Origin of the sequence: Herbidospora sakaeratensis (genome assembly GCF_001570525.1) — a bacterium.
Classification (GTDB): domain Bacteria; phylum Actinomycetota; class Actinomycetes; order Streptosporangiales; family Streptosporangiaceae; genus Herbidospora; species Herbidospora sakaeratensis.
This window is the reverse complement of the sequence record NZ_BBXC01000027.1, coordinates 53,351-73,678: the sequence shown is the minus strand read 5'-3', so window position 1 is coordinate 73,678 and position 20,328 is coordinate 53,351. Positions and strand designations below refer to the sequence as shown.

Sequence of the window (20,328 nt, the reverse complement as noted above, 5' to 3'; positions counted from 1 at the left end):
GCGCGGCCAGACTGTGTCTGGACGCCGACGGTGGCATTCTGCCGTGACGGCGCAACAATGGTCTAGACCAAAAAGTGAGGCGCCGTGGCGGTTTTGGCGATAGACGCTGGTACGACCGGTGTGACCGCACTCGTGGTGGGTGAGGACGGCCACATCGACTCGCGCGGATACCAGGAGTTCGAGCAGCGGTTCCCGGAACCCGGCTGGGTCGAACACGCGCCCGACGACATCTGGCGCGCGACGCTGGCAGCCTGCCGCACCGCTCTGGCCAGGGCAAGCACCACTGTGCGGTGCGTCGGCCTGACCAACCAGCGTGAGACGGCGGTGCTCTGGAACGCCGTCACCCTCGACGCCCCCCGCAATGCCATTGTCTGGCAGGACCGCAGGTCCTCCGGCATCTGCGCCCGTCTTCGTGACGAAGGTCACGAACCCCGTGTGACCGAACTCACCGGCCTGCGGCTCGACCCCTACTTCACCGGCACGAAGCTGACCTGGCTGGCCGAGCACGACCCGGACGCGTGGGGGGCCAAGGACCTGGCGATCGGCACGGTCGACAGCTACCTGGTGGCCCGGATGACCGGCGGCGCCCGGCACGTCACCGACCCGTCGAACGCCTCCCGCACCCTTCTCTACGACATCCACGCGGGCGCCTGGTCGCCCGAGTTGTGCGACCTGTTCGGGGTGCCGCTCGACGCGCTGCCCGAGGTGGTGCCCAACTACGGCGAGCTCGCCCGCACCGACCCCGGCCACTTCCTCGGCCTCGACCTGCCGATCAGCGGCATGGCCGGCGACCAGCAGGCGGCCCTGTTCGGCCAGACCTGCTTCGACGTCGGCGACGTCAAGTGCACCTACGGGACCGGCTCGTTCGTGCTGGTCAACACCGGCCGCGAGGCGGTGGGCTCCGACGCGGGGCTGCTGACCACGGTCGCCTGGCAGGAGCCCTCGGGCGAGCTGACCTACGCCCTGGAGGGCGCGATCTTCGTGACCGGCGCGGCCGTCCAGTGGCTGCGCGACGGGCTGGGCCTCATCGGGACGGCGGCCGAGTCGGAGGAGCTGGCCCGCTCGGTGCCCGACGCGGGCGGCGTGGTGTTCGTGCCTGCGCTGACCGGCCTGGGGGCGCCCCACTGGGACCCGGACGCCCGGGGCACCATCACCGGCCTCACCCGCGGCACGACCAAGGCCCACCTGGCCCGCGCCACGCTCGACGCCATCGCCTACGAGGTGCGCGACATCGTGGCCACCATGTCGGAGGAGGTGACCGTGCTCAAGGCCGACGGCGGCGGCAGCGCCAACGACCTGCTCATGCAGGTGCAGGCCGACCAGCTCGGCATCCCGGTCGAACGCCCGGTCGTCCAGGAGACGACCGCGCTCGGCGCGGCCTTCCTGGCGGGCCTGGGGGCCGGGGTGTGGTCGACGCGTGCGGAGCTCAAGCACACCTGGCGGCTCGACCGGCGGTTCGAGCCCGGCCCCCGCGACGAGCGCGCCTACGACGACTGGCTGCGCGCGGTGAGCCGGTCGCGGGGCTGGGCCACGCGCTGAACGTCTACGCGCTGGACTCCCGAAGGAGGACGCAGGTCGGGGTCGGCACGGGCAGCACGTGGCCGGTCGGCTCCGGCACGCCGCCCGCCAGCCGGAAGTGCACGACGCCGCCCGAGCGCTGGTTGGCAACGTAGAGGTCGTCGCCCTCGATCGCGAAGTGGCGGGGCCAGTCGCCGCCGCAGTCGACCTCGGCGAGCATCTTGAACGTCTCGGGGTCGAACACGCTGATCGTGTTGGGGCCCCGGTTGGCGACGTAGAGCCGGTCGCGGTGCAGCTGGAGGTGGGAGGGGTAGTTGGCGCTGTCGCGCCCGCTCGCCGCGAACTGCCCGATCGGGTGCCACTTGTGGTCGAAGGCGTGCACCTGGCCGTCGAGCTCGCCGGTGACGAACCAGCCGGTCGGGGCGCTCACCAGGTGGCGGGGGCCGGTGCCGGGGGTGAGGGTGATCGGTTCGAGCTCGGTGACGTCGGGGTGCACCCGCCACTGGCGGATCTGGTCGGCGCCCAGGTCGGTGACGTGGAGCACGCCCGCCTCGAAGGTGGCCTGGTGGGCGTGGGGGCCGCGCTGGCGGTCGGAGTCGGGGCCCGAGCCGAACCCGGGGAAGAGCAGCGGCGGGCCGGAGAAGAGGCCCTCGTCGTCGAGCGCGTGCAGGGCCACCATGCCGTCGCCGTAGTTGGCCACCGCCAGCCAGCGGTCGGCCACGGCCACGTGGCACGGGGAGCCGCCGCCGCTCGACCGGGTCGCCAGGCGCTCGGGGTCCTCGGTGGCCGTGAAGGCGGTGATCGTGCCGGGGTCGGTCTCGCCGACGGCGTAGAGGACCGGGAGCGCCGGGTGGGCGGCGAGGAACGAGGGGCCGGAGGCGGCGGCCGTGCCGACCTCGGTGAGGGCGCCCGACGCGGCGCGACCGGCGACGGTGACGCCGGCCCCAGCGCCTCCGGTGTCGGGTGTGTAGCCGCCGATGTAGACCGTGCTCACGTCGCTCCTTCGAGAAGGCTGGCGGGTTTCGAACCCTAGCGCATCGGGGTTATCGTTGCCTGAGTCAACGATTTACTTGAGGAGAGCAATGGACCCGATCGCGGAGGTCCGCGCGTTCAACCGCTTCTACACCGAGGTCATCGGCGTGCTCGGGCCCGGCATGCACGACTCCCCCTATTCATTGACCGAGGCCAGGGTCCTGTACGAACTGGGCCAGGCCCCCGCCCCCATGGAAACCGGGGAGATCCGGCGGGCGCTCGGCCTCGACGCCGGCCACCTCAGCCGCCTGCTGACCCGGCTGGAGGCCGACGGGCTGGTGACCCGGGAGCGGGCCGGTCACGACGCCCGCCGCCAGGTCGTGTCGCTCACGGGGGCCGGGAGGGAGACGTACACGGACCTGGACGGGAAGTCGGCGGCCCAGGTCGCCGCCCTGCTCGACGGCGCCGACCTGCCGCGCCTGCTGAGCGGCATGGCCGCGATCCGGGAGGCGCTCGGTGGCGCCCCCCGGAGCGACACCGTGGTCATCCGGCCGCCCCGGCCCGGCGACCTGGGGTGGGTGGTGCAGCGGCACGGCGCGATCTACGGCCGCGAGCAGGGCTGGGGGGCCGACTTCGAGGCGCTGGTGGCCCGCGTGTGCGCCGACTTCCTCGACCACCTCGGCGACCCCGGCCAGGCCGGGTGGATCGCCGAGGTCGACGGGCGTCCGGCGGGGTGCGTGCTCTGTGTCCGGAGCGATCAGCGGACCGCGCAGTTGCGGCTGCTGCTGGTCGAGCCGTGGGCGCGCGGGCGCGGGGTGGGCGCGCGGCTGGTCGAGGAGTGCCTGCGGTTCGCCGCCGACGCCGGATACACGCGGATCCGGCTCTGGACGCGCGACGTGCTGACCTCCGCCCGGCGGATCTACCAGGCCGCCGGCTTCGAGGTCACCGGCACCGAACAGGCCGACGGGTTCGTGGACGAGATCTGGGAGCGCGAGATTCCCCCCTTTACTGATGGGAATTAGCGGAATATGCTCCCGGCATGCGGTTCCACTGGTTCCTCCCGACGTCGGGCGACGGCCACTACGTCCGCCCGGCGACCACCACGGTGGCGGCCGGCGCGGCGCCGGTCCGGCGGCCCACGCTCCGATACCTGACCCAGGTCGCCCAGGCGTCCGAGTCGGCCGGCTTCGAGGCCGTGCTCACCCCGGTCGGGCTCGGTTGTCCCGACCCGCTCGTCACCTGCGCGGCCGTGGCGGCCACGACCGACCGGATCGGCCTGCTGGTCGCCTTCCGGCCCGGCTTCACCCTGCCGACCCTGCTCGCCCAGCAGGCCGAGGCGTTCCAGGAGGTCAGCGGCGGGCGGCTGCGCCTCAACGTCGTCACCGGCGGCGACCCCGCCGAGCAGCGCGCCTACGGCGACTTCCTGAACCACGACGAGCGCTACGCGCGGACCGCCGAGTACCTCCACGTGCTGCGCCGGACCTGGGAGGGCACGCCGTTCTCGTTCACCGGTGACCACTACCGGGTCGAGAACGCCGGCCTGGCCACCCCGCTGGCGGACCCGCCGGAGATCTACTTCGGCGGCGCCTCCCCGGCGGCCGAGAAGGTCGCGGCCGACCACGCCGACGTCTACCTGATGTGGGGCGAGCCCCCGGCGATGATCGCCGAGCGCCTGGAGCGCATGCGCAAGCTCACCGCCGAGACCGGCCGCACCCTGCGCTACGGCATCCGCCTCCACGTCATCGCCCGCGACACCGCCGACGAGGCGTGGGCGTACGCCCGGCGGCTGCTGTCGGGCATGGACCCCGACCGCATCGCCGCCGCCCAGGCCCGCTTCGCCCGGATGGACTCCGTCGGCCAGGCCCGCATGGCCGGGCTGCACGGCGGCAGCGCCGACGACCTGGAGATCTCCCCCGGCCTGTGGGCGGGCGTCGGGCTGGTCCGCGAGGGCGCCGGCACCGCGCTGGTCGGGTCGTACGCCGAGGTCGCGCGGCTGATCCGCGAGTACGCCGCCCTCGGCCTCGACGAGTTCATCCTGTCGGGCTGGCCGCACCTGGAGGAGTCGGTCCGGGCCGGCGAGTTCCTGCTGCCGCTGCTCAGATGAACCTCGCCCTGCGCCTCGGGGCCGTCGTCTTCCTGCTCGCGGTCTGGCAGGTGGTGGCCTGGCTCAAGATCTGGCCGCCGGTGTTCGTGCCCGAACCGGTCGCGGTCTGGGACCAGCTGCTGCGCACCTCCACCGAGGGCTACAGCGGGTACACCCTGGCCGGGCACCTGCTGGCCAGCCTGCGCCGGATCGTCCTCGGCTGCCTCTACGGCGTCGGCGGCGGCATCGTGCTCGGGCTGCTCATCGGGGTCGTGCCGGTGCTGCGCACGCTGCTCGGCCCGCTCGTCACGTTCGTGCGCACGCTGCCGCCGCTGGCCTACCTGAGCCTGCTCGTCATCTGGTTCGGCATCGGCGAGGAGCCGAAGGTGTGGCTGCTGCTGCTCGCCGCGCTGCCGCCGGTGGCCGTCGCCACCGCCGACGCCGTCAGGGGCGTGCACGACGACTACCTGAACGCCGCCCGCTCGCTGGGCGCCCGCCCGTGGGAGATCCCCTACCGGGTGGTGCTGCCCAGCGCCCTGCCCGAGATCGTGACGGGGGTGCGGGTGGCGGTCGGGGTGGCGTACACGACCGTCGTGGCCGCCGAGACCGTCAACGGCGTGCCGGGCATCGGCGGCATGGTCCGCGACGCCCAGCGCTACAACCAGACCGACGTCGTCGTGCTGGGGATCATCGTCATCGGCCTGTCCGGCCTGCTCATCGACTACCTGCTGCAAACGCTCGACCGGCGGCTCGTGCCCTGGCGCGGCCGTCACATCTGAAGGAGCCCCCTTGAAACGCGTCATCGTGGCGCTGCTGGTGCTGGCCACGGCCTGCGCCGCCCCCGCCGACGAGCCGGCCAAGACCGCGCTGCGCATCGGCTACCAGCTCATCCCCAACGGCGACCTGATCGTCAAAGACCAGAAGTGGCTGGAGCAGGCGCTCCCCGACACCGAGATCACCTGGAGCAAGTTCGACTCCGGGGGCGACGTGAACACGGCCATGATCGCGGGGGCGATCGACATCGGCCTGGCCGGCAGCTCGCCGGTGACCCGGGGCCTGTCGGCGCCGCTCGACATCCCCTACCGGGTGCCGTGGATCTTCGACGTGATCGGCGACAACGAGGCCCTGGTCGCCAAGAAGGAGATCACCTCGGTCGCCGGCCTGGCCGGGAAGACGATCGCGACCCCGTTCGCCTCGACCGCCCACTACAGCCTGCTGGCGGTCCTGGCGGAGGCCGGCGTCACCGACGCCAAGGTCATCGACCTCCAGCCGCCGGACATCCAGGCCGCCTGGGTCCGCGGCGACATCGACGCCGCCTACGTCTGGACGCCGGTCCTGGCCGAACTGGAGAAGGACGGCGGCGTCCTGGCGTCCAGCCGCGAGCTGGCCGGGAAGGGCAAGCTCACCGCCGACCTGGCGGTGGTCCGCAACGAGTTCGCCGACAAGCACCCCGAGATCCTCCAGGAGTGGCTCAAGCAGCAGGACCGGGCGGTCAAGCTGACCCGCACCGACGCGGCGGCGGCGGCCGCGGCCATCGGCCGCCAGCTCAACCTCGACCCGGCCGAGGCCGGCCGCCAGCTGGGCCAGCTCGTCCTCCTCGACGCCGCCGAACAGCGCTCCCCCGACTACCTCGGCACGGCGCAGGCGCCCGGCAAGCTCGCGGAGAACCTGCGCAGCGCGGCGGAGTTCCTGGTCGGCCAGAAGCAGCTCGACGCGGTGCCCGACCTGACGGTCTTCCAGAAGGGCCTGCTGCCCAATGCCCTCCCCTGACCTCGGGGCCGGCGAGAGCCCGGGTTCCGCCGTCGTGGAGGCGGCGGACCCCGGCGTCGTCATCGACCCGGCGACCAGATCGGCGGCCGGATCGGCGGCGATCGAGCTTCGGGCGGTGACGCGGGTCTACCGCGACCGCCCGGCGCTCGGGCCGATCGACCTGGTCATCCCGGCCGGGGAGTTCCTGACGGTGGTCGGGCCGTCGGGCTGCGGCAAGAGCACGTTGCTGAGCCTGGTGGCGGGGTTCGCCCCGCCCACGGCCGGAACCGTGCTGGCCGACGGCGTGCCGGTGACCGGGCCGGGGCCCTCCCGGGGCGTGGTCTTCCAGCAGCCGCGCTTGTTCCCCTGGTTGTCCGTGTCAGGAAATATCGGCTTCGGGCTTCGCCGCCTGCCCAAAGCCGCCCGGAAAGAACGCGTCGCCGAGCTGCTGGCCATGACCGGGCTGGAGAACGCGGCGAGGCTGAAGCCCTACGAGCTCTCCGGCGGCATGCGGCAGCGCGCCGCCATCGCGCGGGCGCTGGCGCCCCGCCCCAAGGTCCTGCTCATGGACGAACCCTTCGGCGCTCTCGACGCCTTCACCCGCGAACGCATGCAGGAGGAGATCCGCGGACTCTGGCGGAGCACCGGGGTGACGGTGCTGTTCATCACCCATGACGTCACCGAGGCGACCACCCTGGGCACCCGCGTCATCGCCCTGGCGGGACCACCGGGCCGCATCACCCTGGACGCCCGGGTGGGCGGGGACCTGCGCGAGAAGGTGGACGCCGCGATCAGGGACGCGGCCTCGTCCCGCGCCGGGATGGCCACCTGAAGAAAGCCCCGCTCAACGACTGCGATGCGCCGCCCAGGCCGAATCGGGAGGCAGCCTCCTGATCAAGACCCCCGTCAACGACCTCAGTGTGCCGCCCCGGCCGCGACGGCCTTCTGATCAAAGCTTCCGTCGACGATCGCAGTGTGTCGCGCCGGGAGCCGGTCTCCTGGGCAAGGGCCCGCCTGCGATTGGGGTGTGCCGTTCGCGGCCGGTGTGGTCGTACCGGAAATATCAGCCTTTGAAAGGGCCGGTCACCTCGTAGGTGACCCCGCCCTCCCGGGAGGAGAAGTAGAGGCGCTCCCCGTCGGGGGAGAAGGCGAGGCCGGTGATCGACCGCTCCGGGCCGCCGACGCGCAGGAGCGGGGTGACCGCCCCGTCGTCGCCGATGATGGTGATCTCGCCGTCGCGGGTGACGAACAGGTCACCGGCGCCGGCCAGCAGTCTCGGGTCGGCCCCGTAGAGGACCGAGAGCTCGCCCGCCGTCGGGTCGTAGGACCAGACCCGGTCGTCGCCGGTCGAGAAGTAGCAGAAGCCGCCCGAGGTCGAGCAGCGGCCGGCCCGTTCGAAGCGCACCGTGCCCTCGACCTGGTCGCGGGTGGGCGCGTCGGTGGCGGCGGGGTTGGGCACCCGCGACCACGTCACCTTCCCGGCGCCGGCGCCGACCATGACCTCCAGGACGCCGGTCGTGAGGTCGCCCCAGTCGTCGGGGCGGAACCGGTAGAGGCATCCTTCGGGGTGGTCTTCGGTCAGGTAGACGACCTGGCCGACCTCGTCGCAGACGGCGCTCTCGTGCCGGAACAGGCCCATGGCCAGGCGCGGCATGGCGGCGAAGTGGCCGTAGGGGTCACACTCGAAGACGCGGCCGCGGCAGGTGTCCTCACACGAGAGCCACGTGTTCCACGACGTCGCGCCCCCGGCCCGGTTGCTGTCGGTGCCCGACAGGATGCGGTAGCCGCTGCGGATCGACCCGTCGGGGCCGAACCTGAGCGCCGACACCCCGCCGAGGAGCGGGATCTCGGAGTTGGAGACGTAGATCCAGCCGTCGCCGTCGGCGAAGCACGCGCCGTCGTCGGGCGCCTGGTGCCACGTGAGCCCCCCGACCCGTTCGCCCGTGCGGCCGACCACGCGGCTGGTGAAGCCCTCGGCCAGCTCGATGGCCGGATCACCAGGTGTTCTCATCAGGGCCGCGAACCTCCCCGAACCGGCAGCCATGGAACCTCCCTCACAAATCACGCTACGCGCGGCAGGCGGGGCCAGTCGAACCGAGCGACGTGAACTTACGGGGAATCGGCGCGGGTCCCCGGCTAAAACTTTGCCCAAACCACGGGCGGCGGAGAGCTGGACCATTTCTAAAGTGATCGGCCATGCCCCTTCCACCCGGCGACGTGCTCGCGCCCGCCGTCACCTCACGGCGCGCCCTCGTCTTCCTCGACCAGGACCCACCGGGCCGCCGGCTCGCGAGTGCCCTCAGATCGTCCGGCTATGCCGTCGAAACCTCCCCGTCGGGGCGGCGCGACCACGAGCGGCTGGCCGCCTTCCTCGCCTCGGGGCGGCCCGGCGACCTGCTGCTGGTGCGCTGGCCGTCGACCTCGACCTGGTCGGGGGCCGACTTCGCGACGCTGGTGAAACGGTTCGGGGCCTCGGTCGGCGAGACCACCGCCTCGGCCGTGCTGATGATCGTCGACTTCGGCTGGATCGGCAGCGCCTCCCCCGACGAGCAGACCGTCAGCGCCCTGCTGACCCCGCCGGGCATCGCCGCCGCCGCGCTGACCACCGGCCTGGCCCTCGGCGCGGAGGTGCGGCCGGGGGCGCCGTCGCTCACCGAGGTGGTCGCCGACGGGCTGCTGACCTTCGACGCCGACCTCGGCGGCGACGGCGTGGTCTCGGTCGCCGACCTGCTGGCCCACGCCCTGGCGACCTTCGGCGAGCACGCCGAGTTCCTGCCCCACCTGCTGACCTCCCCGGAGGCGCTCGACGTGGCCGTGGCGGTGCGCGGGACCGTGCCGGGCACGCTGCCCACGGTGTTCGAGCGGGCCGCCGCGATGCTGGGCGGGCCCCGGCCGAAATCGGCCGAGCAGGCGGTCGCCCGCGTCTACGACGAGCACCTGTCCGTGGACGCCCAGCTGCTGCTGCGCCGCGGCAGCCTGCTGGCCGAGGGGGAACGGCTGACCGGCGAGGTCGCCGAGGTGCTCGGCGGCACCAGGAAGGGCCGCACCGAACTGGCCGAGTGGGGCCTGCTGGGTGAACCGTTCAGCCATCCGGCGGTGTCGCTCTTCGGCCGGGCCCGGCTCGACGAGGACGAACGGGCCGCCCTGCCGGGCGCGCTGCGCCGCTGGCGGGCCCGCCGCCGGGCCACCCGCCCCCGGGCCCGGCTGACCCCCGACCGGTGGACCGTCGACGACCACCTCGGCCACCGCGTCTACGCCGAGGCCATCGCCGCGTTCATCCGCCACGCCGAGACCCGGCCGCCGCTGACGATCGGCGTCAAGGGCCCGTGGGGCACCGGCAAGACCTCGCTGATGCGGATGATCCAGGAGGAGCTCGACCCCGGCGCCCCGGCCGGGAAGGCCCGCGAGCTGCGGCTGCCCCGCAGCCTGCCGGCCCGGCCGCCGGCCCGGCTGATCCGGCTGCTGGCCGGGCTCTGGCCGGGCGGCCGGGCCTCCGAGGGCGTCACGAACGCCGAGGTCCGGGCCCTGTCGAAGGAGGCCGAGGGGGAACCGGCGCCGGTCGAGGCGACCACGGGCGCCTGGCGGCCGACGGTCTGGTTCAACCCGTGGATGTACCAGAACGACGAGCAGGTCTGGGCCGGGCTCGCCCACGAGATCATCACCCAGATCACCGACCGGCTCCCGCGCGCCGAGCGGGAGCGCTTCTGGTTGCGGCTCAACCTGGCCCGCGTCGACCGCGAGGCGGTCCGCCGCCGCGCCTACCACCTGGCGCTCATGCGGCTGGGACCCGCGCTTCTCGGCCTGGTCCTGACGCTGCTGCTGTCGGGCGCGTCCCTGCTGGCCGCGCCCCTGCTGCCGTTCCTCGACGGCGCGGCGGGCGCGCTCGCCTCGGGCGGCGCGGTGGCCGCGGTCTTCGCGGCTTCTGTACGTCTTGCGCGCTTCCTCACCGAATCGGCGGAGTCGGCCTTCGCCTCCCTGGTCCGGGCGCCCGACCCGCTGAGCGGAGACGGGCCCGGCTATGGCGCGCGGACGGGCTTCCTGCATCTCGTCCAGACCGACATGGGACACGTGCTCGACCTGGTCGCCACCTCCGAGCGCCCCCTGGTGGTCTTCGTGGACGACCTCGACCGCTGCTCGTCGGGCGCGGTCGCCCAGGTGATCGAGGCGATCAACCTGTTCCTGGCCGGGGAGTTCCCCAACTGCGTGTTCGTGCTGGCCATGGAGCCGGAGGTGGTGGCCGCGCACGTCGAGGTGGCCTACCGCGACCTGGCCGAGAGCATGCCCGCCCACCTGCGCGAGGACCTCGGCTGGCGGTTCCTGGAGAAGATCGTGCAGCTGCCGCTGCGGGTGCCGCTGCTCGACGAGGACGCCCGCCTGCCCGAATACGTGCGCGCCCTGATGGACATCCCGGCCCAGCGCCGCGCCCCGGTCGCCGCGCCGGCCCGCCCGTCGGTCGACCTGGCGATGGTGGCCCGCATCGAGCGGCAGATCCGGGGCTCCGGCGCGCGGGTCGACACCCTCGACGAGGCGGCCCGCGTGGCCCAGGACACGGTGGCCGTGGACCAGGGCGAGACCTCCGCGCTCGGCGGCCTGTGGGCGGAGACCCGCCTGGCCGCCGACCGGGTGTTCGACGACCTCTACAGCGACGAGAACGCCTACCGCGCCATCCGGGGAGCGCTGCCGGTGCTGACGGCGTCGAACCCGCGCGAGCTCAAGCGCTACGTGAACGTCTTCCGCTTCTACTCGTTCGTCACCTACCGCCAGCGGCTGGCCGGGGAACGCGCCGCCTCCGACGCCGAGGTGGCCAAACTGGCGGCGCTCACGGTCCGCTGGCCGCACCTGCTGTCGCGGTTGTCGGGCGGCACGGTGCTCGGGCAGCTGGAGGAGGCCGCCCGCGACGGCCGGTGGGCGGAGGCCCTGGCCGGCGCGGGCCTGGAGCCGGGCCCCCGATGGGACCCGCTGCAGGTGCTGCTGGCCGCCCCGCCGTCGGTGACCGACCTGGCCCGGCGGCTGCTGTGATCACCAGGTGGGGTCACGAGAACGGGATGGAGGGAGCATCGCCATCCGGAACGTCGACGGTGCACCCGGAGCTGCCGGGAAAACACTCGCTTTCCGCGATCTCATCGGTGTCCGGTGAAGGGGCGGGCCCGTTCGAGACCGCCAGGTAGATCGTGGAAGTCGGCGGCGCGGTCTTCCCCGCAGGTTCCCTTCTGATCACCACGCCCCTGGCGGCCGCGCTCGTCACCCAGTCGATGTCGACCTCGAAGCCTGCTTTCCGCAGCTTGTCCCGGGCTCGCTGCCAGCCGAGACCGATCACGCCGGGCACCGGCACGAGAGCAGGCGGCAGGTAGACGGTCACGACGCTGCCGATCGGCAGCGCCGACCCTTCGGCCGGGTCGGTTCGTGTCACCCGTCCCGGCCGATCGGGGGCGGTTGATCTCTTGATCCTGCCGACCAGCCCGGTCTCCCGTAGGACCGCCAGGGCGACCTCCTTCGAACGACCCGTCACGGCCGGGACCCGCACCGTGGGCGGTCCCGACGACACCCGCAGGACGACGAAGGAGCGGCGCCTGAGGGAGGTCCCGTCGGGAGGCTCGGTGCCGAGCACCGTCCCGGCCGGATGTGTTGCCGACGCCTCGTTGGTGATGGAATATCTCAGGTCGCCGTGGGACAGGATGCCGGCGGCCTCGTCGATCGTGACCAGGTGCACGCGGGGCACCGGCACCAGACCGGCCGAAGTCCCGGCACGGCGGGTTTCGGGTGGAGGGCCGCCTTCCTGCGTCGAACCACCCAGCAGCGGAACGGTCACCAGCACGGCAGCGAGCCAGGCCGGCCAGCGTGGCGATCTCCAGTCGCGGCCGGCCCGCCGGGCCCGGACCGACGCGATCTCGGCCTTGATCCGCCCCAGTGCCGCGGCTTCCTGGTCGAGCAGCACGTCCACTCGTTCGAGCACCCGATCGTCGAACGGCGGCGGGGTCGAGCGGGCGGCGGGCGCCGCGGGCAGGCTGGGCCGGGCGTCGAGAGCGCGAAGGCGGCTCATCGCGGCCAGGTGGTCGGCGACGGCCGCGTCGCGGAGCAGTTCGGCCTCCCTGCGCTGCTGCTCCGATCTCGCCAGCCGTCGTTCCGCCGCGCGCAGACGGCGCCGGTGCTCTGCCAGCACCGCTTTGGTCTCGCGCAGTTCGGTGCGTAGATCCTCTTCGCTCAGCCGAGCCACATCGTCGGCCAGTCTCCGCACGACCCCTGCCATGCCCGCGTTGATCGACTCGTACCGGGACACTGACAGCCGGATCTCGGACACGATCTCCCGGGTGTCCTCGACCTCCCGCAGGACGTCGCTCAGTGACCGCGCGTCGATAGGGGCGACGGGTTGCGGTTCGTCTCCGGAGGCCGCGAGCCAGGCCTCCCGGATCCGCCGCTCGACGACCTCGACCTGCCAGGGATCACCCGTGCCGATCACGGCCGCGAAGTCGGCCGCGAACTCCCAGGGCGGCACCATCCGCCCGGACAGGACGTCGTCGACGGTCGTGGCCTCCCATTGGGAGAGACGCTCCTTCAGCTGAGCGGTGGTGACGCCGGAGGCATCCGCGACACCTCGAAGGAAGTCACCGAAGGGGACGCCTTCGCCCGTCTCCCGGCGCGTCTTGGCCCACTGCACAGCGGCCACGGCCAACGGGAGAAGCGACATGAGCTGAGCGACGTTCGCCGCGTCGGACAGGCCGCCCAGACGCAGGGCCAGGCCCAGGCCCGAGACGAGCAGAAACACCGCGCCCGCCGCGGCGGCCCAGCGCCCGATCCTGCCCACGGAGGAGATTCTGGCGACCCGCTGCCGAAGGTGTGGCACACGTGATCAGAAAGATGCGGATGGGTATTTAAGGGCATACCGAAAACACACCGATGCCGCGGTCTCGAAAGACCGCGGCATCGGTTCCCGGTGACCCAGGTTGGCGCCGCCGCTCCTGAAAGGATCCAGCCAATCACGTGATCAGGCGCGGCGGCCGTCTCGGTTCGGGGGTGTCAGCGCTGGGCCTGGATCATCCAGTGCTGCTTCTCCAGTTCACGGGTGATCCCGATCAGGAGGTCCTGGGTGACCAGGTCGCTCTTCTCGGTCGCCTCGATGCGCTCGCGCATGTGGCGCACCATCGTCTCGAGGATGTCGGTCATCGCGGCGATGACCTTGCCGTCCTCGATGTAACCGGGGTCGAGCTGGTGCAGGTGCGTGTGCTCGGCCAGCGTGCGCGCCCGGCCGTCGGGGTTGACGCCGATGGCGATGGCCCGTTCGGCCACGCTGTCGGCGCTGTCGCGAGCCAGGCTGACGATCTCGTCGAGCTGCAGGTGCAGCGAACGGAACGACCGTCCGATGATGTTCCAGTGGGCCTGCTTGCCGAGCAACGACAAGTCCAGCAAGTCGACGAGTGCCCCCTGCAACGCCTCAGCCGTGACCTTCTTGTCCTCCGCGCTCAAGAGGCTGGTGATCGAAGCCATGAAAGCGGATCTCCCTCCCAGATAAGTCGGTCTATTCCGCACAACATTGGACGAATCGCCCATATTCCCTAGTTGACAGTGTCATCGTGACAGTGTCACTGTGGAGGTATGGACGAGACCTGGACCATCGCCGAACTGGCCGAGCGCGCGACCGCCGCGCTCGCCGGGCTGGCGCCTGCCAACGGCCGGGTCAGCGACGTGCCGAACGAACGCCTGATCCGCTACTACACGACGATCGGCCTCCTCGACCCCCCGCTCGCCCGCCGCGGCCGGATCGCCCTCTACGGGCGACGGCACCTGCTCCAGCTGGTGGCGGTCCGACGCCGCCAGGCGCAGGGCCTGTCCAACGCCGCCATCCAGAGAGACCTCCTCGGCGCGACCGACGACCGGTTGGCCGAACTGGCGGGCGGCGAGCTCCCCGCATCCGCCCCGATCGGCCGACGGGAACCGGAGGCATCCCGAAACGGCCTCACCCTGGCGACCGAACCCGGCGTGGCCGAACCACGGCCGAGGTTCTGGACCAGCACCCCGACGTCGGCCACCCCCTCGACGCCGGACAGCACCTCTTCGCCGATTGCCCCGTCATCGGCGGATACGCGCACACCGCCTGGGATGCCGACGGCCACCACCGCCCCGGCACCGGCGGCCACGTCGAAGACCCTCGACGCTCCCCCGCCCGCCCCGGTCTCCACATCAGCACATCGGGCGTTTCCTCCCGTTTTCCACGGCGTCAGCCTGACCCCGGAGGCGGCGCTGCTGCTGTCCCGGCCGCTCGACGACCACGAGCTGGCCGCCGTCACGCGGGCGGCGCAGCCGTTGATCGACCTCCTGACCGACCTTGGTTTCACCGAAGGGATTCCGTCATGACCGTTCCCATCACGCCGATCAGGCCCGATGAGGTGCTGCCGGTTCCCGACGCGGGGTTCGGGGCGCTGGAGACCGAGAAGGGCAACCTGCCCCTGGAGTCGGTCGACGTCCGGGCGTCCATCTCGGCGCTCACCGCCGGGGTCGAGGTCGTGCAGGGGTTCCGCAACCCCCACGACGTCCCGCTCGAGGCCACCTACGTCTTCCCGCTGCCGCCGCGCGCGGCCGTCACCGCGTTCCGCATGGAGGCCGACGGGCACGTCGTCGAGGGCGTGCTGAAGGAGCGCGGCCAGGCGCGGGCCGACTACACGCAGGCCCTCCAGGAGGGCAGGCGGGCCGCCATCGCCGAGGAGGACCGGCCCGACGTCTTCGCCATCAGGGTCGGCAACATCGTGCCGGGCGAGCGGGTGACCGTCCACCTCGACCTGAGCCAGCCCCTCCCCTACGAGGACGGCGCCGCCGAGTTCCGGTTCCCGCTGGTGGTGGCCCCGCGCTACATCCCGGGCGCCGCCCTCGACGGGCCGCCCGCCGGGCCCGGCGTCGAGCCCGACACCGACGCGGTCCCCGACGCCTCCCGCATCACGCCGCCGGTGCTGCTGCCCGGCTTCCCGAGCCCGGTCCGCCTCGGCCTGAGCGCGACCGTCGACCCGGCCGGCCTCGCCGTCACCGAGATCCAGAGCAGCCTGCACGACGTCGACCGCGAGGGCGACACCCTCACGGTCCGGCCGGGCGAGCGGCTCGACCGCGACTTCATCCTGCGGTTCCGCTACGCCGAGTCGACCTCGCTGACGCTCACCCCCGACGCCGAGGGCGAGGAGGGCACCTTCGCGCTGACCGTCCTGCCGCCCGAGGTGGAGCGGCGGCGCACGCCGCGCGACGTGGTGCTGCTGCTCGACCGGTCGGGCAGCATGTCGGGCTGGAAGATGGTCGCCGCCCGGCGGGCCGCCGCCCGCATCGTCGACACCCTCACCCCCGCCGACCGGTTCGCGGTCATCTCCTTCGACCACGTCGCCGAGCAGCCGTTCCCCGGCCTGGCCGAGGCGACCGACCGCACCCGCTACCGCGCGGTCGAGCACCTGGCCCGCCTGGAGGCCCGGGGCGGCACCGAGATGCTCCAGCCGCTGGAGACCGCGCTCGCCCTGCTGTCCGACGAGGGCCGCGACCGGGTGCTGGTCATGGTCACCGACGGCCAGGTCGGCAACGAGGACCAGATCATCGAACGCGTCGGCGCCCGCCTCACCGGCGACGTCCGGGTGCACACGGTCGGCATCGACCAGGCGGTCAACGCCGGTTTCCTCGGCCGCCTGGCGCTGCTCGGCGGCGGCCGGTGCGAACTCGTCGAGTCCGAAGACCGCCTCGACGCCGCGATGGAGCACATCCACCGCCGCATCGGCGCGCCCCTCGTCACCGACGTGACCCTCCACCCCGAGGGCCTGACCCTCTCCGGCGTCACCCACGTCGGCTCGTTGTTCCCGGGCGTCCCGCTCACCGCCCACGGCCGCTACCGCGCGGCCGCCGGCACAGCCTCCATCTCTGTACGCGGCCACGCGGCCGCCCCCTGGTCGCAGACCGTGACCGCGCGGGAGACGGGCAACCCGGCCGTCCGGTCGATCTGGGCCCGCGCCGAACTGCGGCGGCTGGAGGACAGGTACACCATCGGCGAGCACACCCTGGAGCAGCGCATCGTCGAGACGTCGCTGGCGTTCGGGGTGTTGTGCCGGTTCACCGCGTTCGTGGCGGTCGACGCGCGGGTGGTCGGCGACGGCCCGCCCGTGCACCAGGTGATCCAGCCGGTGGAGACGCCGGCGGGCTGGGAGACGGCCGCGCCGATCCACCTGACCGCCGCCGGCGGCGCGATGCCCATGATGGCCCAGGCCCGCCTCGGCTTCAGCGCCCCGCCCCCGCCCGCGCCCGGCGGCCCGCCGCCCATGCCCGCCCCGATGTCCCCGCCCATGTCGCCGCCCATATCCCCGCCGATGCCGGCGCCGAAGGCGGCGGGCCGGTTGCGCCGGGCGTTCGGCGGCGGAGGCGGCGGGATCGACCGGATGATGCCGCACCCCGGCCGGGAGCAGGCGCCGCAGACCGACCTGAGCGGCATCGTCCCGCTGCTGCAGGGTGAGCTGACCCGGCTGGCTCAGGCGAAGGGACGGCCCGACGACGAGCGCCGCCGCTACCTGGCCGACCTGGCCAGCCGGCTGCGGGTGGCCGCCCAGATGGTGGGCGGGCACCACGAGCTGACGGCGCTGGCCAGCGAACTCGAATGGGCCGAACGGGCCGACTTCGACCTGGCCCGCCACTGGGCCAAGACCGAGGAACTGCTCACCCGCCTGTCGGGCGGCGCTCCGGAGCCGAAGCCCTTCTGGAAACGCTGAGAGAAGAGAAAGGGCCCGGACTCCGCCGAAGCCCGGGCCCTTTACGAAGTAAGATCACGGGTTCTCTTTGGCCGCCTTGGCGGCGCGGACCATCTCGACCTTCGCGCTGGCCGCGTACTTGTCGACGTATTCCTGGCCGGAGAGTTCCATGAGGGCGTACATGATCTCGTCGGTGACCGCGCGCAGCACGTGGAAGTCGTTCTCCATCCCGTAGTAACGGGAGAAGTCGAGCGGCTTGCCGTAGCGGACGCCGGGGCGGATGCCGAGCTTGGGGACGAGCCGGCCGGGGGGCATCATCTCGAAGGTGTTGACCATGGCCCACGGGATGACCGGCGCCCGCGACTCGAGGGCGAGCCGGGCCACGCCGGTCTTGCCCTTGTAGAGGCGGCCGTCGGGCGAGCGGGTGCCCTCGGGGTAGATGCCCAGCACGTTGTCCTCGCCCAGGACCCGCAGGCCGGTGTTGAGCGCGGCCTCACTGGCCTTGCCGCCCGACCGGTCGATCGGGACGGTGCCGACCCCGGAGAAGAACGCCCGGCTGACCAGGCCTTTCAGGCCGGAACCGGTGAAGTAGTCGGACTTGCCGAGGGAGATGACCTTGCGGGGCAGGAACAGCGCCCCGAAGAAGTGGTCGGCGAACGACAGGTGATTTCCGGCCAGGATGACCGGCCCCTCTTTCGGCACGTTGTCCACCCCTTCCGCCCACGGGCGGAAGACGAAGTGGAGGAAGGGCCAGAGGATGGCCTTGACCACCCAGTAGAACACTCAGGGGCTCCTTCTCTCGGCATTGCCTGTGCCATCTGTTCGTGTCATCTTGCCACGCCCTCTCCTCTCGCACGACTACGGCTTAACGTGCGACTATCGGGCATATTTCCCATCGGGAGGTGCCATGCCGTTGTTGCCGGGCGCGGAGCCCTACCACCACGAGGGCGGACCGGTCGGGGTGCTGCTCTGCCACGGCTTCACGGGGACGCCGCAGTCGCTGCGCCCGTGGGGTGAACACCTCGCGGAAGCCGGGCTGACGGTCTCACTGCCCCGATTGCCCGGGCATGGAACCACCTGGCAGGAAATGAACCGCACCCGCTGGGAAGACTGGTACGCCGAAATAGACCGGGCCTTCACGGTGCTGAAGTCCAAGTGCGCGGACGTTTTCGTGATGGGCCTGTCGATGGGCGGCTGCATGGGCCTGCGACTGGCCGAGGTGCACGGCCCGGCCGTGCGGGGGCTGGTGCTGGTCAACCCGTCGGTCGTGAACGACAACCCGGCGCTCAACTTCGCGCCGGTCCTCAAGTGGGTGCTGCCCTCGGTGGCGGGGGTGGCCAACGACATCAAGAAGGCGGGGGCGACCGAGCTGGCGTACACGCGGACCCCCGTGAAGGCGGCGGCCACGCTGCCCAAGTTGTGGCGGCTCACCCAGGCCGGACTGTCGAAGATCACGCAACCGGTGCTCGTCTACCGGTCTCCGGAAGATCATGTGGTCAAAGCGGCCAGCGTGGCGTTCCTGCGCGACAGAATGGGAGAGAACCTGGAAATCCGGGAGTGCGCGAACAGCTACCACGTGGCGACGCTCGACAACGACGCCCCGCTCATCTTCTCGGGGAGCCTCGACTTCGTCCGGGCGCACGCCTCGGTACCCTTGACCAAAGACCTGTGACCTGGGATCGATGTGACGCCGCAGAGTGACGAAGACGAGGTCTGGCGTCAAATCGTCGCCTCATTCAACGAGAGCGCCGGAGACGATCCGGCCGACCGGCCATGGCCCGACCGGGAGAACGTCCCGGACGGCGAGGAGCCGGCGCCCAAGCCCACGCCCAAAGAGCTCGACGAGGTCGACGAACCCCGCGACGAGACCGACGGCGAACCGGCCGAAGACGACGACCACGACCACTACGTCCCGCCGCCTCCCCCGCCGCTGCCGAAGGCCGACCTGGTGACCCGGGTGGCCTGGACCGCGCTGTTCGGCGGGCCCGCCTACCTGCTGCTGGCCGCGATGCTGAAGCTCCCGATGGACCCGTGGATCGTCTTCACGGCGGTGGCCTCGTTCATCGGCGGCTTCGTGGCCCTGGTGGTCCGCATGGGCGACGGCCCGCCCAACGACTCGGGCTGGGACGACGGTGCGGTGATCTGAGCCGTCAGCGCACGGTCGAGGCGGCCGCCGGGCCGAAGGTCTCGACCAGGTCGCTGTAGTGGTCGTCGGCGAGCACGTGGCCGACGGCCATCGTCACGTCGTCGGCGCGCACGACCGCCTGGAGCCGCACCGACCGGTCGCCGGTCCCGGCGTCGCCGCGCAGCGGCTTCCACTTCTTGTCGGTGTAGCGGAGCAGGAAGGCCTCGCCGGGGCGTTCGGCGTCGTAGCCCGACGCCCAGTAGCCGCCCTTGCCGTCGCCGGTCACGCCGTAGAGTTCGGCGTCGCCGTCGGGCAGGTTCTCGCGGTGCCACTTCTTGCCGTCCCAGCGCAGGATCAGCGGGAGGGTGGTGCCGTCGTCGGTGAACACGCCGCCGACCGCGACCGCGCGCCTGGCGCTGGTGATGTAGACGTCGCGCAGGTAGCCGCCCTCGACGCCGGGCAGGCTCACCGGCTTCCAGGTCCCGCCCGACAGCCGCATGATCAGCGGCTCGTCGCCGTTGTTGCCGACGGCCCAGCCGTCCTTGCCGCGCAGCGCGACGCCGTGGAGCACGCCGTCGGGGCCTTCGTGCACCTTCCACGCGGGCCCGCTCGTCACCACGAGCACGCGGCCGCCGCGGCTGCCGACGACCACCGCCTTGCCGGGTTCGGCCGCCACCGCGCGCAACCAGTCGCCCGCGCGGACCTGGGGCACCACGACGCGGTCGATGCCGCCGCCCCCGCCCCGGCCGAGGTAGGGCACGCCGTCGTGGCCGTCGCCGACCACCCAGACCTCGGTGTCGGAGACCGCGCTGACCGACCGCAGCGGCCCGGCCCCGGTGGCGTCGCCCCGCGTGGGCACCTCGGTCCAGGAGGCGCCGTTCCAGCGGGTGACGATGCCGCGGTTGCGCCAGACGTCCCAGAGCCCGGTCTGCCCGACGGCCCAGACGGCCGTGCCGGACACCCCGCTGACGTCGGCGAGCGCGGCGTCCCGGCCCAGGCGCGCCGACGACGCCTGCCGCACGACCTCGTCGGGAACGGTCGCGGACCAGGCGGAGGCGGTGGACACGTGCGCGAGCGATGGTGCGAGCGGGAGCTGGCCGGCCAGCAGACCGGCGAGGAACACACACAACGGCACCGCACACCGCATCAAGCGGCGGGGCATGAACAAATCGTACGGGGACGCG

The 20,328-nt window shown here is 72.5% G+C and carries 17 protein-coding genes; 11 read left to right on the top strand and 6 right to left on the bottom strand.

Annotation, left to right across the window (positions count from 1 at the left end):
* The first annotated feature begins 84 nt into the window (after window positions 1-84).
* Window positions 85-1,539 carry an FGGY family carbohydrate kinase gene (locus tag AW271_RS36195; RefSeq protein WP_062342533.1) on the top strand — a complete coding sequence of 485 codons (1,455 nt, stop codon included), beginning with the start codon at window positions 85-87 and terminating at the stop codon, window positions 1,537-1,539.
* Window positions 1,540-1,543: 4 nt separating this feature from the next.
* Here the strand turns inward: AW271_RS36195 and AW271_RS36190 are convergent, their stop codons facing one another.
* On the bottom strand, window positions 1,544-2,512 hold the full coding sequence (locus tag AW271_RS36190) for a lactonase family protein (RefSeq protein ID WP_062342531.1): 969 nt from the start codon (window positions 2,510-2,512) through the stop codon (window positions 1,544-1,546).
* Window positions 2,513-2,600: 88 nt separating this feature from the next.
* Here AW271_RS36190 and AW271_RS36185 point away from each other — a divergent pair, with 88 nt between their 5' ends.
* Genes AW271_RS36185 through AW271_RS36165 form a run of 5 tightly spaced genes read left to right on the top strand, consistent with a single transcriptional unit; the run spans window position 2,601 to window position 7,154 of the window.
* The gene (locus AW271_RS36185; protein WP_062342529.1) at window positions 2,601-3,512 is read left to right on the top strand and encodes a bifunctional helix-turn-helix transcriptional regulator/GNAT family N-acetyltransferase; all 912 of its coding nucleotides are present in this window, start codon (window positions 2,601-2,603) and stop codon (window positions 3,510-3,512) included.
* A gap of 17 nt (window positions 3,513-3,529) precedes the next feature.
* A complete protein-coding gene (locus AW271_RS36180; protein WP_062342527.1) occupies window positions 3,530-4,594 on the top strand; it encodes an LLM class flavin-dependent oxidoreductase in 1,065 nt (354 codons plus the stop codon).
* A complete protein-coding gene (locus AW271_RS36175) occupies window positions 4,591-5,352 on the top strand; it encodes an ABC transporter permease (RefSeq protein WP_062342525.1) in 762 nt (253 codons plus the stop codon). Before AW271_RS36180 ends, AW271_RS36175 begins: the two co-directional genes overlap by 4 nt.
* A gap of 10 nt (window positions 5,353-5,362) precedes the next feature.
* Complete coding sequence (locus tag AW271_RS36170) at window positions 5,363-6,343, top strand: taurine ABC transporter substrate-binding protein (RefSeq protein WP_062342523.1); 981 nt, start codon at window positions 5,363-5,365, stop codon at window positions 6,341-6,343.
* The gene (locus tag AW271_RS36165; protein ID WP_083977748.1) at window positions 6,330-7,154 is read left to right on the top strand and encodes an ABC transporter ATP-binding protein; all 825 of its coding nucleotides are present in this window, start codon (window positions 6,330-6,332) and stop codon (window positions 7,152-7,154) included. The genes AW271_RS36170 and AW271_RS36165 overlap by 14 nt, the downstream gene beginning before the upstream one ends.
* Before the next feature lie 231 nt (window positions 7,155-7,385).
* Here AW271_RS36165 and AW271_RS36160 read toward each other — a convergent pair whose 3' ends face one another.
* Window positions 7,386-8,366 carry a YncE family protein gene (locus AW271_RS36160; protein ID WP_083977746.1) on the bottom strand — a complete coding sequence of 327 codons (981 nt, stop codon included), beginning with the start codon at window positions 8,364-8,366 and terminating at the stop codon, window positions 7,386-7,388.
* 152 nt (window positions 8,367-8,518) lie between these two features.
* Here AW271_RS36160 and AW271_RS36155 point away from each other — a divergent pair, with 152 nt between their 5' ends.
* Entirely contained in the window at window positions 8,519-11,341 is a 2,823-nt protein-coding gene (locus AW271_RS36155; RefSeq protein WP_062342519.1) for a KAP family P-loop NTPase fold protein, read from the top strand.
* 13 nt (window positions 11,342-11,354) lie between these two features.
* On the opposite strand, the gene AW271_RS36150 is transcribed toward AW271_RS36155, so the two are convergent.
* Together AW271_RS36150 and AW271_RS36145 are read right to left on the bottom strand one after the other, a co-directional pair.
* The gene (locus AW271_RS36150; RefSeq protein ID WP_062342517.1) at window positions 11,355-13,124 is read right to left on the bottom strand and encodes a PASTA domain-containing protein; all 1,770 of its coding nucleotides are present in this window, start codon (window positions 13,122-13,124) and stop codon (window positions 11,355-11,357) included.
* Window positions 13,125-13,336: 212 nt separating this feature from the next.
* The gene (locus AW271_RS36145; RefSeq protein WP_062342515.1) at window positions 13,337-13,804 is read right to left on the bottom strand and encodes a Dps family protein; all 468 of its coding nucleotides are present in this window, start codon (window positions 13,802-13,804) and stop codon (window positions 13,337-13,339) included.
* A gap of 108 nt (window positions 13,805-13,912) precedes the next feature.
* Between AW271_RS36145 and AW271_RS38090 the strand changes: the two genes are divergently transcribed.
* Both AW271_RS38090 and AW271_RS36135 read left to right on the top strand, forming a co-directional pair.
* Window positions 13,913-14,671, top strand: a complete 759-nt coding sequence (locus tag AW271_RS38090; protein ID WP_063818224.1) for a helix-turn-helix domain-containing protein — start codon at window positions 13,913-13,915, stop codon at window positions 14,669-14,671.
* Complete coding sequence (locus AW271_RS36135) at window positions 14,668-17,040, top strand: VIT domain-containing protein (RefSeq protein WP_062342513.1); 2,373 nt, start codon at window positions 14,668-14,670, stop codon at window positions 17,038-17,040. Before AW271_RS38090 ends, AW271_RS36135 begins: the two co-directional genes overlap by 4 nt.
* 54 nt (window positions 17,041-17,094) lie before the next feature.
* Here AW271_RS36135 and AW271_RS36130 read toward each other — a convergent pair whose 3' ends face one another.
* On the bottom strand, window positions 17,095-17,802 hold the full coding sequence (locus AW271_RS36130) for a lysophospholipid acyltransferase family protein (protein WP_062342511.1): 708 nt from the start codon (window positions 17,800-17,802) through the stop codon (window positions 17,095-17,097).
* Between the two features lie 124 nt (window positions 17,803-17,926).
* On the opposite strand from AW271_RS36130, the gene AW271_RS36125 reads away from it, so the two are divergent.
* Together AW271_RS36125 and AW271_RS36120 are read left to right on the top strand one after the other, a co-directional pair.
* Window positions 17,927-18,691 carry an alpha/beta hydrolase gene (locus tag AW271_RS36125; RefSeq protein ID WP_062342508.1) on the top strand — a complete coding sequence of 255 codons (765 nt, stop codon included), beginning with the start codon at window positions 17,927-17,929 and terminating at the stop codon, window positions 18,689-18,691.
* Between the two features lie 12 nt (window positions 18,692-18,703).
* Window positions 18,704-19,165 (top strand): hypothetical protein, encoded by a 462-nt coding sequence (locus tag AW271_RS36120; protein ID WP_062342506.1) that lies wholly within the window; start codon window positions 18,704-18,706, stop codon window positions 19,163-19,165.
* 4 nt (window positions 19,166-19,169) lie between these two features.
* On the opposite strand, the gene AW271_RS36115 is transcribed toward AW271_RS36120, so the two are convergent.
* Window positions 19,170-20,306, bottom strand: a complete 1,137-nt coding sequence (locus AW271_RS36115; RefSeq protein ID WP_062342505.1) for a hypothetical protein — start codon at window positions 20,304-20,306, stop codon at window positions 19,170-19,172.
* Window positions 20,307-20,328 lie beyond the last annotated feature (22 nt).

Coding starts and splice junctions, on each gene's coding strand:
- AW271_RS36185 (WP_062342529.1), top strand. CDS start 2,601: ATGGACCCGATCGCGGAGGTCCGCGCGTTCAACCGCTTCTACACCGAG.
- AW271_RS36180 (WP_062342527.1), top strand. CDS start 3,530: ATGCGGTTCCACTGGTTCCTCCCGACGTCGGGCGACGGCCACTACGTC.
- AW271_RS36175 (WP_062342525.1), top strand. CDS start 4,591: ATGAACCTCGCCCTGCGCCTCGGGGCCGTCGTCTTCCTGCTCGCGGTC.
- AW271_RS36165 (WP_083977748.1), top strand. CDS start 6,330: ATGCCCTCCCCTGACCTCGGGGCCGGCGAGAGCCCGGGTTCCGCCGTC.
- AW271_RS36160 (WP_083977746.1), bottom strand. CDS start 8,366: ATGGCTGCCGGTTCGGGGAGGTTCGCGGCCCTGATGAGAACACCTGGT.
- AW271_RS36155 (WP_062342519.1), top strand. CDS start 8,519: ATGCCCCTTCCACCCGGCGACGTGCTCGCGCCCGCCGTCACCTCACGG.
- AW271_RS36145 (WP_062342515.1), bottom strand. CDS start 13,804: ATGGCTTCGATCACCAGCCTCTTGAGCGCGGAGGACAAGAAGGTCACG.
- AW271_RS38090 (WP_063818224.1), top strand. CDS start 13,913: ATGGACGAGACCTGGACCATCGCCGAACTGGCCGAGCGCGCGACCGCC.
- AW271_RS36135 (WP_062342513.1), top strand. CDS start 14,668: ATGACCGTTCCCATCACGCCGATCAGGCCCGATGAGGTGCTGCCGGTT.
- AW271_RS36125 (WP_062342508.1), top strand. CDS start 17,927: ATGCCGTTGTTGCCGGGCGCGGAGCCCTACCACCACGAGGGCGGACCG.
- AW271_RS36115 (WP_062342505.1), bottom strand. CDS start 20,306: ATGCCCCGCCGCTTGATGCGGTGTGCGGTGCCGTTGTGTGTGTTCCTC.